Below are 12,830 nucleotides of genomic sequence, written 5' to 3'. Positions count from 1 at the left end.
GACGTGCCCTGCACCCGCCTCTCGCGAGAGACTGGCCCGCATGGACCATCCCGGAGACGGCGCCGCCGCCGACGTGAGCTCGTGGCCGGCACTGCAGGAGCTCGCCCAGCGCTACGGCGTGGGCACGGACTACTGGGACTGGCAGGGTCAGCACACCACCGTGAGCGTCGCGACGGTGCAGGCGGTGCTCGCGGCGTTCGGGGTCGACGCCTCCTCCGCGGACGGCGTGGCGGCCGCGCTCCGCGAGATCGACGAGCGGCCCTGGCGACAGACCCTGCCCCCGGTCGTGGTGATGACCGAGGGCGCCCCCGGCTCGGTGCTGGTCCACGTGCCGCACGGCTCTCCGGTGCGGCTGCGGGTGCGCACCGAGGACGGGTCCCTCGTCGACGCCGCCCAGGCCGAGCACAACGTGGCGCCCCGCGACCTCGACGGCGGGCTCGTCGGACAGGCGCGATTCGAGCTCCCGGCCGACCTGCCCGCCGGCTACCACCGGCTGGTCGCCGAGGGAGGTGCCGAGAGTGACGCCCTGCTGGTGGTCGCGCCCGCCCGTCTCGAGCTTCCGCCCGCGCTCGACCGGCAGGTCTGGGGCCTGATGGCCCAGCTGTACGCCGCCCGCTCGCGGGCCTCCTGGGGGGTCGGCGACTTCGCCGACCTGGCCACGCTGGCCGACTGGGGCGCCTCCCTCGGGGCGGAGTTCGTCCTGGTCAACCCGCTGCACGCGGGCGAGCCGGTGCCGCCGTTGGAGCCGTCGCCCTACCTCCCCACCTCGCGGCGCTTCCTCAACCCCCTCTACGTCCGGGTGGAGGAGGTCCCGGAGGCCAAGAGCCTGGCCACCACACCCCAGGTGATCGTCGAGCGGCTGGCGGAGGACGCCCGCGCCGCCGGCGCCGAGGGCCTCATTGACCGTGACGCCGCCTGGCGGGCCAAGCTCGACGCTCTCGAGCTGGTGCATGCCGCTCCCCGCAGCGCCGCCCGCCAGGAGCGGCTCGACGCGTTCGTGGCCGAGCAGGGCGAGCCGCTGCGGCAGTTCGCGCTGTGGTGCGCGCTGTCGGAGCTGTTCACCGAGGCGGACGGACCGGGAGTTCCCTGGCCGGCATGGGCACGCGACCCGGGCTCGCCCGCGGTGGCCGAGCTCGCCGAGGACCTGGCCGACCGGGTCGACTTCTTCTCGTGGCTGCAGTGGGTGGCCGACGACCAGCTCCGCGCGGCGCAGGCGCGGGCCCGCGCGGCGGGGATGTCGGTCGGGCTGGTCACCGACCTCGCCGTCGGCGTGCATCCCTCCGGCGCGGAGACCTGGACCCTCGGCGACGCCCTGGCCACCGGCGTCACCGTCGGCGCGCCGCCCGACGCGTTCAACCAGATCGGCCAGGACTGGTCGCAGCCCCCGTGGCGCCCCGACCGGCTCGCCGAGCTCGGCTACGCGCCGTACCGCGACATGTTGCGCACCGCCTTCCGGCACGCCGGCGGGCTGCGCATCGACCACGTGATGGGGCTGTTCCGGCTGTGGTGCATCCCGGCCGGCAACCCACCCAGCCAGGGCGCCTATCTGCGCTACGACCACGAGGCGATGGTGTCGATCCTGCTGCTCGAGGCGCAGCGCGCCGGCGCCTTCGTCGTCGGCGAGGACCTGGGCGTGGTCGAGCCGTTCGTCCGCGACTACCTCCGCGAGCGCGGCGTGCTCGGCACCTCCATCCTCTGGTTCGAGTGGGAGGACGGCGCGCCCAAGGCACCGGAGACCTACCGCGAGCTCTGCCTGGCCTCGGTCACCACCCACGACCTGCCCCCGACCGCCGGCTACCTCGCCCAGGAGCACGTCGGCCTCCGCGAGCGGCTGGGCCTGCTCACCCGCTCCGTCGAGGAGGAGCTCGCGGTGGCGGAGCAGGAGCAAGGGGCGTTCCTCGCGATGGCGCGTGATCGCGGCCTGCTGCCCGAGGGCGCCGGCGAGCAGCGGACGGTCGAGGCGCTCCACGAGCTGCTGACCCTCGCCCCCTCACGCCTGCTCGGCGTGGCGGTACCCGACCTCGTCGGCGACCGGCGTACCCAGAACCAGCCGGGGACCCACCGCGAGTACCCCAACTGGTGCATCCCGCTGACCGGGCCCGACGGCGCCCCGGTGCTGCTGGAGGACCTGCCCGACAACGAGCGCGCCCGCAGCCTGGCCGCCCGGCTGCGGCCGTAGCACCTAGGGCACGTCGCGACGCCGGAACGACCCGATGCTGAGGCCCAGCCCGAGCAGTGTCGGCACCGCGAGGTAGCCCAGCCCTCCCCAGACGGACAGCACCTGCCGCCCGCTGCAGCGTTCGTCGAAGGCCCGGGCGGACTCACCGTCCAGCCGGACCGGCCCGCCCGTACGACGGTCGAAGCACTCCTCCGGCGGCTCCCTCCAGTAGACGTGCTGACCGGAGACGACCGCGTTGACGTTGGCATGGACCATGTAGCGCTCGTTGTTGCCGCCCAGCGGGAGCACGGCGACGGCGAAGGTGCCCGCCACGGCCACGGCGAAGAGCAGCCCCAACGTGGCGACCGTGCTGCGGAAGAGCATCGTCAGGGCGAACCCGCCCACGGCGGCGAGGGCCACGACGAAGCTGCCACGCGCGATCAGCCAGGCGACGTCGTCGCGGAGCGCGGCGGGCGGGTCGATGCCCCGCTGGGCGGCGACGAGATAGATGCCGGCCCAGTAGAGCAGCTGCGACACCAGCGCCACCACGGTGGCGCCGAGGCCCACCGCGACGGCCTTGGCCACCCAGACGGCGGTCCGGCGCGGGTCGAAGAGGAGCTGGTTGCTCATCGAGCCGCTCGCCCAGTCGGCTCCGGCGAACGTGGCCCCGGCCAGCAGCATCAGCACGGCCACCGTGACCACGACGCCCGGTCCGTTGCCGCGGACCTCACGCGCGACCGACAGGCGCTGGCGGTAGAGCCCGGACCAGCTGGTGACCATCTGCTCCTCGCAGTCGGCCGCCGAGTCGGCGCCGTAGCGGTGCGGATGGCGCTCACAGCGGGCCACGTCGCGCTCGAACCCCGGCTGGCTCAGCGCCTGCTCGCGGGCCCGCTGGATCTCGGCGTCGGAGTAGGGCCTGGTGCTCCACACCGACGTCGCCCAGACCAGCCCCGGGATCACGATCGCGGCAGCGACCAGCAGCAGCACCGCGCGCCGCCACCGCAGCCGCCGCAGCTCGGTGCGCGTCAGCCTGAGCAGGTCCCCCATCACCGCTCACCCGGCCCCGGAGTCGCCGGCGCCGCGGAGCCCATCGCGTCGCCTTCGGTGAGCCGGAGGAAGAACGACTCGAGGTTCTGGCGCTCGATCCCGATCTCGGAGGCCCAGACACCGGACTCGCCGAGCAGCCGGTTGAGCTCCTGCGGTGGCCGGTCGCCGGTCGCGAGAAGGGCGCCCTCGCTCGTCTCGACCTCGACGCCCGCGGCGGTCAGGGCGGTGCGCGCGGCCTCGAGCTGGGCCGGGTCGACGACGATCCGGACGCCCCCGGGACCCTCAAGCAGCTCGTCGACCGTGCCCGAGGCCAGCATCCGCCCGTTGCCGATGATCGTCGCCGAGGTGCACACCTGCTGCACCTCGGCCAGGATGTGTGAGCTCAGCAGCACCGTGACCCCGGAGTCGCCGAGCGACCGGATCATCTCGCGGATCTCCCTGATCCCGGCGGGGTCGAGGCCGTTGGTGGGCTCGTCGAGGATCAGCAGGCTGGGCTGCTTCAGCAGGGTGGCCGCGATCGCGAGCCTCTGTTTCATGCCGAGGCTGTAGCCCTTGTAGCGGTCCTGGTCGCGACCGGTGAGGCCGACCGTCTCCAGGGCCGCGTCGATCACGGCGGCCGGCGCGCCGATCGTGTCGGCGAGCATGCGGAGGTTCTGCCGCCCGGTGAAGTTGGGCAGGAACTTGGGCATCTCGACGACGGCTCCGACCTTGTCGATGACCTTCGGCAGGTGCCGCGGCACCGGTTCGTCGAAGAGCCGCATCTCGCCCCCGGTGGCCGAGGCCAGGCCCAGCAGCATCCGGATCGTGGTGGTCTTGCCCGACCCGTTGGGGCCGAGGAAGCCGTGCACGCCCCCCGCCGGCACACGCAGGTCGAGGTCCTTCACGGCGACCTTGTTGCCCTTGCGGAGACTCCGGAACTCCTTGAGCAGCCCCCGGGTCTCGATGACCAGCTCCGACACGTGTCCCCCTGACGTCGAGAGCGTCGCCATGACGCTCGCCGGTGTCGGTCATTGTCGGCCCGCGCCGCGCGCTCCGGCGTACGACGCGCCGCCGGAGGGGGTCGCCGGAGTGCGTAGGCTCTGCGGCATGGCCCTGCGCATCGCGGCGAGCCGGCCGGACCCGGCCATCGTCACCCTGCCCTGGTCGACGCCGCTGGAGGACTGGGACGAGCAGCTGCTCGTGCCGCTCCCCCGCGGCCTGTCTCGGCACACGGTGCGGATCGTGCGGCTGCGCGACCAGGTCTATGCCGTGAAGGAGACGCAGGAGGAGATGGCCTGGCGGGAGTACCGCCTGCTCCGCGACCTCCAGCGGATCGGGCTGCCCGCGGTGGTGCCGCAGGCGGTGGTGACCGGACGCGTCGACGCCGACAAGGAGCCGCTGCCCTCCGCGCTGGTGACCCGTCACCTCCGCTTCTCGCTGCCCTACCGCAGCCTGTTCAGTCACGGCGTGCGCGTCGAGCACCTGCCGTCCCTGGTCGACGCGATGGTGGTGCTGCTGGTGCGGCTGCACCTCGCCGGGTTCTTCTGGGGCGACGTGTCGCTCTCCAACGTCCTCTTCCGCCGCGATGCCGGCGCGTTCACCGCCTATCTCGTCGACGCCGAGACCGGCGAGCTGCGGCCGGCGCTGTCGGCGGAGATGCGCGAGCACGACGTCACCGTGGGCTCGGAGAACATCTTCGCCGAGCTGCTCGACCTCCAGGCCTCCGACGAGGAGGTCTACGCCGAGGTCGAGGCGCACCAGATCGTGGACCTGCTGGTGGGGCGCTACCAGGCACTGTGGGCCGAGCTCACCGACGAGGAGCAGTTCTCGGCCAACGAGATGTGGCGGATCGAGGAGCGCATCGAGCGTCTCAACGAGCTGGGCTTCGACGTCGACGAGCTCGACATCGTGACCGACCTCGACGGCGACCGGCTGGTGATCCGCCCCCGGGTGGTGGAGCTGGGGCACCACCAGCGCGAGCTGCGCGACCTCACCGGCATGACCGTCGAGGACAACCAGGCCCGCCGGCTGCTCAACGACCTCGCCGGCTTCACCGCCTCCGCCGACCTCGGGCGCGAGGACCGCGCGCTGGTCGCGGCGCGCTGGATGGCGGAGTTCTACGAGCCCGTGACGATGATGATCCCCGCCGAGCTCCGCGGCCGGTTGGAGCCGGCCGAGTTCTACCACGAGGTCCTGGTGCACCGGTGGTACCTCTCCGAGCAGGCCGGCCGGGAGGTCGACATCTTCGACACCGCACGCGACTACATCGACACGGTGCTCACCCAGAAGCCCGAGGAGGCCATCGCCGAGTGAGCACGACATGTCGGAGATGGCGCCACGAGATGTCGAATCCGGTTGCCCGAGCGGTGCGGAACGGACCGGCGAGAGCGGCGGAGCGGCCGACGAGCCGGCCGTCCGGGGGCTGCGTGAGGAGGGGGTCATGACGCTGTTGACGCCGACGGCCTACCTCGGACACGTGCGCCGCGACACCGACGCCTTCGCCGGGGTGCTCGACGCGGCCACCGCCGACGGGTCGCTCCTCGCCAGGCCGGTGCCGAGCTGTCCCGGCTGGACGCTGCTCGACCTCGCCCACCACCTCGGCGAGGTGCACCGCTGGGTGTGCGGGGCGGTGCGGGAGGGGCACGGCGAGACGGAGGTCTCCGCCGCCCCCACCGAGCCGGCAGCGCTGGCCACCTGGTTCCGGGACGGGGCGGCCGACCTGCTGAGCGTGCTCGACGGCGACCCGGCGCACGGCGTGTGGACCTTCCACCCGCCCGCGACGCTCGGCTTCTGGCAGCGCCGTCAGGCCATGGAGAACGTCGTGCACCGCTGGGACGCCGAGGCGACCCTCGGCCCGCCGGCGCCGGTCGAGGTCGCGCTCGCCGCCGACGGGGTCGCCGAGGTCCTCGACGTGTTCATCCCGCGGCGGCTCGGCCACGGGCGCCTCGCACCGCTGCCGCACGCGGTCTCGCTGCGCGCCTCCGACACGGGCGACCGGTGGGTGATCGGACCCGGCGACCCGGTCGCCGAGCTGACCGCGCCGGCGGTCACCCTGATGCTGCACCTGTGGAAGCGGATCCCCGCCGAGGACACCGGGCTGGCCTGGTCCGGCGACGCCCCGGCCGGCGAGCGGCTGCTCGCGATGCCGCTGACCTCGTGAGCCTCGGCCTCGGTCTGCGCGACCTCAGGCCAGCAGGTCGCGGGCGATCACCATCCGCTGGATCTGGTTGGTGCCCTCGAAGATCTGGGTGACCTTCGCGTCGCGGAACAGCCGCTCGACGGGGTAGTCGCGGGTGTAGCCGTTGCCGCCCAGCACCTGCACGGCGTCGGTGGTCACCCGCATCGCCGCATCGGTGGCGGTGACCTTGGCGATGCTCGCCTGGCGGGTGAACGGGCGGCCCGCGTCCTTGCGCCGCGCGGCATGGAGGTACGCCGCCCGCGCCCGCTCGACGTCGGCGGCCATGTCGGCGAGCAGGAACTGCAGCCCCTGGAAGTCGCCGATGGGCTTGCCGAACTGCTCGCGCTCGCGGGCATAGGCCACGGCGTGGGTCAGTGCCGCCTGCGCGATGCCCGTGGCGACGGCGGCGATCCCGAGCCGACCGGAGTCCAGCGCACCGAGGGCGATCCGCATCCCGGCACCCTCGTCGCCGAGCCGCTGGGCGGCGGGGACCCGGGCACCCTCGAGCAGCACCGGCGTGGTGACGTCGCAGTGCAGGCCCATCTTCTTCTCGGGCGGTCCGAACGAGAGTCCGTCGGTCTCGGCCGGGACGATGAAGCAGGACAGCCCCTGGCGCGGGTCGTCGGAGGTGCGCGCGAACAGGATGTAGTAGTCCGCGCACGACCCGTTGCTGATCCACTGCTTGGCGCCGGAGACGGCGTACTCGTCGCCGTCGCGGACGGCGCGGGTGCGGATGGCGCTGACGTCGGAGCCGGCCTGCGGCTCGGACAGGCAGTAGGCGCCCAGCCAGTCGCCCGAGAGCATCCTCGGCAGCCAGGCGTCGAGCTGGTCGGGGGTGGCGTGGGCGGCGACGACCGACGCGGTCAGGGTGTGGACGGACAGGCCGACGCCGACGCTGGGCCAGGCGGCGGCGATCTCCTCGACGACCTGGAGGTAGACCTCGTAGGGCTGGGCGCCGCCGCCGTACTCCTCGGCGAAGGGGAGCGACAGCAGCCCCGAGCGGCCGAGCAGCCGGTAGGCCTCGGCGGGGAAGTCGCCCGCCTCCTCCGCGTCGTGGACGTGCGGCTCGAGCTCCTTCGCGGCGAGCTCGCGGGTGAGCTCGAGGAGGGCTTCCGCCTCCTCGGTGGGCAGCAGCCGGTCCACAGTCGTCGACATCGTTCGATCCTAGGGTGTGGCCGGCTCGGTGGGACTGCCGGCGGTGCCGTCGGTCGGGCTCTGCGTGGGGCTCTGCGTGGGGCTGGCCGCGGGCGTGGGCGCCACCCCGGGCGGCTGCGTGTAGGTCAGGTCGACGTAGGGCTTGACGATGAAGCGCCCGTCGGTCTGCAACACCACGGGCTGCAGGCCCACGGGCCGCCCGTCGCGGTAGGTGATCAGCGTGACCTCCGCCTGCCGACGCAGCTTGCTCCCGACGGCGATGGCATAGGCCGCTCCGCCGGTGGTGCCGTTGGTGTAGCGCCATCCGTCGAAGCCGTTCTCGCCCGCCTCCCTGGTCGGGCCGACCTGGACGTGCAGATGTCCACCCACCACCAGGTCGACACAGCCCCGCCGGAGCGCCTCCGCCCCCATGGCGGCGTCGTGGACCAGCAGCGTGTTGACGCGCTCCTCGGAGGCGCACACCTCGTCGGCCACCAGCGTCACCGTGTCGGCGAACGACAGGCCCGGCTCGTCACGCCAGTTGCCGAGCCCGCTCGAGCGCGGGTCGTCGAGTCCCCAGATGACCGAGCCGTCGGGACCGTCGACGGCCGTGCCGTCGGCGCGGGTCCAGCCGAGGTCGGCGAGGTAGTCGCCGACGAAGCTGCCATGGTCGTGGTTGCCGGAGATCGCGACCTTGTCGTAGCCGTCGAAGGCCGAGTCGAGCGAGTCGAGGCTGAACGCCTCCCACTCCTCGCCGGCCGAGGTGTCGTCGCCGGCGTCGAACACCCAGCTGGCACCGCCCGCGTCGCCGACCGCGCGGGCCACCTGGTCCATGCCGATGTTGTCGTGGCGGTCGGAGACCAGGATCGCCACGGTCTCCTCCGGTGCCGGCTGGTGCAGCACCAGGTCGGCGGCGGCGGTCTCGGCGGCGGCGTACCACGTCTTGCTGGCGCGGTAGGTCGAGACGGCGCTGGCGATCAGGCGTTGCGACTCGGCGCTGGTCAGGTCGGTGCGGACCTGGACCTCGTCGAGCTCGGTGGGCAGGGTCAGCCCGGAGCCGACGTAGGTCTGCAGGGAGGTCCACTCCCCCGGCGGCCCGCTGTCGCCGCGTGAGGTCAGCCAGGGCACCGCCCCCACGACCACGGCGCAGGCCAGCGCGACGACGCCGACCAGGCCGAGCGGGCGACGGGCGGCGGCAGCGAGCTCACGCCGGCGCGCTCGGCCCACCAGCAGCCAGACGGCCACCGGCGCGGCACCGACCAGGGCCCCGAGCAGCAGGGCGTCGACGAGCATCTCGACGACCGCGGACTGCACCACCGCGAGCTGACCACGCGGCTGCGCGGCGATGAAGCCGTAGCGCTGGACCAGCTCGTCGAGGGTCCGGGCCTGGGTCTTCCCGAGGGTGAGGTCGGCGCCGACCATCGACCCGGACGGCACCCGGAGGTCGGGCAGCAGCGGCCCGGTGTGCAGCTCGATCTGCCGGCTCAGGGTCGGCCGGACGATCGTCTCGTGGCTGGCCACCACCACCGTCCGGCTGGAGCCGAGGAAGATCACCAGCGACGCCACCGCGGTCACCAGCAGCCAGACGAGACCGAGTACGACGGCGTGCACCACCGTCCCGCGTGTGGGCCTCCGCACCGGCATCTCCCCTGCATACCACCCCCCTCCACCCCGAGATGCGGGAAATGGCCGCGCGACGTGCCGGTCTTGGTCCCCCGAGATGCGGGAAATGGCGCCACGACATGCGGACCGGGGACACTCCACCGGCGCGACGCGCCCGACAGTGTGCACAACCGCCCACCGCGACCACCTTCTCCACAGACTCCCCCGTTGCCGGAGGCAGCTCCGCCGCCGCGGGGCGACCATGCGGAGATGCTGATGCCCTCACACCCCTTCACCACGTCCGAGGCGGCGGCCCTGGGGATCACCCGATCTGCGCTGCGCTCCGCCGTCGCCCACGGCCAGATCCGACGCGTGCTCCACGGCGTCTATGCCCTGACGTCCCTGAACGACACGCCGGAGACGCGAGCGAGCGCGGCGGCGCTGGTCGTGCCCGCCCACTGCGTCGTCGTGGATCGCACCGCGGCGTGGCTGTACGGCGTCGACTGCTGGCCGGCCGGCTGGCTCGACCTGCCGCCTCCGCTCGACATGGTGTCTGCGGGCCACGAGCCGAGCCGACGATCCGGCCTGCTTGGCGGGCGCCGCGACCTACAGCCGGAGGAGATCACCACCATCGGCGGGGTGCGGATCACCACTCCGCTCCGCACCGCCTGCGACTGCGCACGGCTTCGTGGACGTTGGGCGGCCATCGCGGCACTCGACGGGTTCATGCGCCACCACGGCCTGACACAGTCGGATCTGGCGCTTGCCCTGCCCCGCTTCAAAGGTCGGCGGGGCTGCATCCAGCTCCGGGAGCTTGTGTCGCTCGCCTCGCCACTGGCGGAGTCGGCCGCTGAGTCCTGGGTGCGGCTGGCCATCCACGACGCTGGCCTGCCGCCACCGTCTCCTCAGGTCGTCGTCGACGTTACGGGCTACGGCGTCGTTCGCCTGGACCTCGCCTATCCGCATCTGCGGGTGGCCGTCGAGTTCGACGGCGAGGCCTTCCACTCGCTCCCGGAGCACCGCAGGCGCGATGCCGCCCGGCGGGAGGCTCTTCGCGAGGCCGGCTGGCGGGTTCTCGTGCTCAGGAAGGAAGATCTCGTGGCCGGACGCCTCGACAGCCGGTTGGCCGAGCTCCGACGAGTTCTCGAGGATCGCGCACCGGTGGCTCGGAGGCGCTACTCACGCTTCGCGGGCTGACCAACGGCGCGGTGACCGATCCACCGCTGCTCGACGCGCCACTTCCGGCATCTCGCAGGACCCTTTCCCGCATCTCGCGTGGCCATGTCCCGCATCTCGCGTGGCCATGTCCCGCATCTCGCGGGACCATTTCCGGCATCTCGCGGGACCATTCCCGGCATCTCGCGGTCAGGCGCGGGAGCGGGCGACGGCGTAGAGGGCGATGCCCGCGGCGACGCCGGCGTTGAGGGACTCCAGGGACGACGACATCGGGATCGACACCAGCTGGTCGCAGGTCTCGGCGACCAGCCGGGACAGCCCGTCGCCCTCGGAGCCGACGACCAGCACCAGGGGGCCGTCGCCGAGCTCGAGGTCGGGCAGCGACACCTCACCCTCGGCGGCGAGGCCCACCACCATGCAGCCGGCGTCCTGGTAGGCCTTCAGCTGCCGCACCAGGTTGACCGCCTGGGCGACCGGCACCCGCGCGGCGGCACCCGCCGAGGTCTTCCAGGCGGCCGCCGTCATGCCGGCCGCCCGCCGCTCCGGGATCAGCACGCCGTGCGCGCCGAAACCGGAGGCAGACCGGATCACGGCACCGAGGTTGCGGGGGTCGGTGATCGAGTCGAGCGCCCCGATCAGCGGCGGCTCGCCGGCCTCGGCCGCGCGGGCGAGCAGGTCGTCCGGATGCGCATACTCGTACGCCGGCAGCCGGGCGGCCACGCCCTGGTGGACCGCGCCCCCGGTCATCCGGTCGAGCTCACCGCGCGGGACCTCCAGCAGGGCCAGCCCACGGTCGGAGGCCACCCGGAAGACCTCGCGGAGCCGCCCGTCGCGCTCGGCCCCCTCGGCGACGTAGATCGTCGTCACCGGCACGCCCTCGCGCAGCGCCTCGACCAGCGAGTTGCGGCCGGCCAGCCACTCGGCGTCCGACGACTTGGGCGATCGCCGCGCCGGCCGCTTCCCGGCCTCACGCTCCGAGCGCGTCTTCGCCTTGTGGGCCTTGTGATAGGGCCGGTCGACGGCCTTCGGCGTCGGCCCCTTGCCCTCGAGCCCACGACGGACCCGCCCACCGGACCCGGCCGCGGGCTTCTTCGAGGTCTTGCGCACCGCGCCCTTGCGCGAGGAGTTGCCGGCCATCAGGACACCCCACCCACGGACCACTTCGGCCCCGTCGGCGTGTCCTCGATGACGACCCCGGCGGCGCCCAGGCGGTCGCGGATCGCATCGGCCCGCGCGAAGTCCCGCGCCGCGCGCGCGTCCGCGCGCTCCTCCAGCAGGCCCGCCACCAGGTGGTCGACCACACTCGCCAGCCCGTCGTCGCCGGAGCCTGCCGGGCCCCAGGCCGGGTCGGCGGGGTCGAGGCCGAGCACGCCCAGCATGGCGCGCACCGAGGCGGCCAGTTCGGCGGCAGCGGCGTCGCCCGCGGCGAGCGCCGAGTTGCCCTGCCGGACCGTGTCGTAGACGACGGCGACCGCGGCCGGCGTCCCGAGATCGTCGTCCATGGCCGCCACGAAGGCCTCGGGCAGCGTGGACGCGACCGACGAGCCTCCGGCGCGCTCGAGGAAACCCTCGATCCGTCGGAACCCGGCGGCGGCCTCCTCCAGCGCGTCGAAGGAGAACTCGACGTGCGAGCGATAGTGCGCGGCGACGATGTAGAACCGCAGCTCGATCCCGCGCACCCGCTTCAGCACCTCGGGGATCAGCAGCGAGTTGCCGAGCGACTTCGACATTTTCTCGCCGGCCGTGGTGATCCACGCGTTGTGGAGCCAGTACGCCGCGAACGGGCGGCCCGCCGCCTGGGACTGGGCCATCTCGTTCTCGTGGTGCGGGAACCGCAGGTCGACCCCGCCGCCGTGGATGTCGAACGCCGGGCCGAGGTACTTCCCCGCCATCGCCGAGCACTCGATGTGCCAGCCGGGCCGCCCGGGCCCCCAGGGCGACGGCCACGACGCGGTCTCCGGCTCGGACTCCTTCTTCCAGCCCTTCCACAGCGCGAAGTCGCGCGGGTCGCGCTTGCCGCGCGGGTCGGCGTCCTCGGCCGGCTCCATGTCGCCCAGGCCCTGCCGGGTCAGCGAGCCGTACGCCGGCCACGAGTGGACGTCGAAGTAGACGTCGCCCGACCCGTCCTCGGCCGGGTAGGCATGGCCGCGCGCGACCAGCTCGGAGATCAGCTCGACGATCTCCGGGATGTGCCCGGTGGCCGCCGGCTCGTAGGTCGGCGGCAGCACGTTGATCGCGGCCAGCGCCCGGTCGAGCTCCCGGTGCATGACGTAGGCCAGGTTGAACCACGGCCGCCCCTGCTCCGCCGACTTGACCAGGATCTTGTCGTCGATGTCGGTGACGTTGCGGATGAACGTGACGTCGTACCCCTGCGCGGTCAGCCACCGGCGCAGCACGTCGAAGTTGACCGCCGACCGCACGTGGCCGACGTGCGGCTCGGACTGGACGGTCAGCCCGCAGACGTAGATGCCCGCCCTGCCCTCCTCGAGGGGGACGAAGTCGCGGACCTCGCGGGTGGCGGTGTCAAAGAGGCTGAGCGTCACAAGGCCCGAGTTT

10 protein-coding genes are annotated in these 12,830 nt (G+C 73.3%); 4 read left to right on the top strand and 6 right to left on the bottom strand.

Going from position 1 to position 12,830, the window contains the following annotated elements:
- Positions 1 to 40: 40 nt before the first annotated feature.
- Positions 41 to 2,179, top strand: coding sequence for a 4-alpha-glucanotransferase (gene malQ, locus R2740_RS00460; protein WP_371300698.1), 2,139 nt, complete (start codon positions 41 to 43; stop codon positions 2,177 to 2,179).
- 3 nt (positions 2,180 to 2,182) lie between these two features.
- Here malQ and R2740_RS00455 read toward each other — a convergent pair whose 3' ends face one another.
- A complete protein-coding gene (locus R2740_RS00455) occupies positions 2,183 to 3,205 on the bottom strand; it encodes a hypothetical protein (protein WP_371300697.1) in 1,023 nt (340 codons plus the stop codon).
- A complete protein-coding gene (locus tag R2740_RS00450; protein ID WP_371300696.1) occupies positions 3,205 to 4,164 on the bottom strand; it encodes an ABC transporter ATP-binding protein in 960 nt (319 codons plus the stop codon). The genes R2740_RS00455 and R2740_RS00450 overlap by 1 nt, the downstream gene beginning before the upstream one ends.
- Before the next feature lie 127 nt (positions 4,165 to 4,291).
- On the opposite strand from R2740_RS00450, the gene R2740_RS00445 reads away from it, so the two are divergent.
- Both R2740_RS00445 and R2740_RS00440 read left to right on the top strand, forming a co-directional pair.
- The gene (locus R2740_RS00445) at positions 4,292 to 5,497 is read left to right on the top strand and encodes a DUF4032 domain-containing protein (RefSeq protein ID WP_371300695.1); all 1,206 of its coding nucleotides are present in this window, start codon (positions 4,292 to 4,294) and stop codon (positions 5,495 to 5,497) included.
- A 127-nt stretch (positions 5,498 to 5,624) separates the two neighbouring features.
- Complete coding sequence (locus tag R2740_RS00440) at positions 5,625 to 6,344, top strand: maleylpyruvate isomerase family mycothiol-dependent enzyme (RefSeq protein WP_371300694.1); 720 nt, start codon at positions 5,625 to 5,627, stop codon at positions 6,342 to 6,344.
- A gap of 24 nt (positions 6,345 to 6,368) precedes the next feature.
- On the opposite strand, the gene R2740_RS00435 is transcribed toward R2740_RS00440, so the two are convergent.
- Positions 6,369 to 7,517: an acyl-CoA dehydrogenase family protein gene (locus tag R2740_RS00435; protein WP_371300693.1), complete on the bottom strand. Its 1,149-nt coding sequence runs from the start codon at positions 7,515 to 7,517 to the stop codon at positions 6,369 to 6,371.
- Between the two features lie 9 nt (positions 7,518 to 7,526).
- Positions 7,527 to 9,134 (bottom strand): metallophosphoesterase, encoded by a 1,608-nt coding sequence (locus tag R2740_RS00430; RefSeq protein WP_371300692.1) that lies wholly within the window; start codon positions 9,132 to 9,134, stop codon positions 7,527 to 7,529.
- Positions 9,135 to 9,368: 234 nt separating this feature from the next.
- Between R2740_RS00430 and R2740_RS00425 the strand changes: the two genes are divergently transcribed.
- A complete protein-coding gene (locus R2740_RS00425; RefSeq protein ID WP_371300691.1) occupies positions 9,369 to 10,295 on the top strand; it encodes a type IV toxin-antitoxin system AbiEi family antitoxin domain-containing protein in 927 nt (308 codons plus the stop codon).
- 168 nt (positions 10,296 to 10,463) lie between these two features.
- On the opposite strand, the gene rlmB is transcribed toward R2740_RS00425, so the two are convergent.
- Together rlmB and cysS are read right to left on the bottom strand one after the other, a co-directional pair.
- Positions 10,464 to 11,411 carry a 23S rRNA (guanosine(2251)-2'-O)-methyltransferase RlmB gene (gene rlmB, locus R2740_RS00420; protein ID WP_371300690.1) on the bottom strand — a complete coding sequence of 316 codons (948 nt, stop codon included), beginning with the start codon at positions 11,409 to 11,411 and terminating at the stop codon, positions 10,464 to 10,466.
- A complete protein-coding gene (gene cysS, locus R2740_RS00415) occupies positions 11,411 to 12,817 on the bottom strand; it encodes a cysteine--tRNA ligase (RefSeq protein ID WP_371300689.1) in 1,407 nt (468 codons plus the stop codon). The genes rlmB and cysS overlap by 1 nt, the downstream gene beginning before the upstream one ends.
- Positions 12,818 to 12,830: the final 13 nt, after the last annotated feature.

The organism is Nocardioides sp. (assembly GCF_041393715.1).
In the GTDB taxonomy this organism is placed as follows: domain Bacteria; phylum Actinomycetota; class Actinomycetes; order Propionibacteriales; family Nocardioidaceae; genus Nocardioides.
Note: the sequence above shows the minus strand (reverse complement) of the source record. Positions and strands in the feature narration are given on the sequence as shown.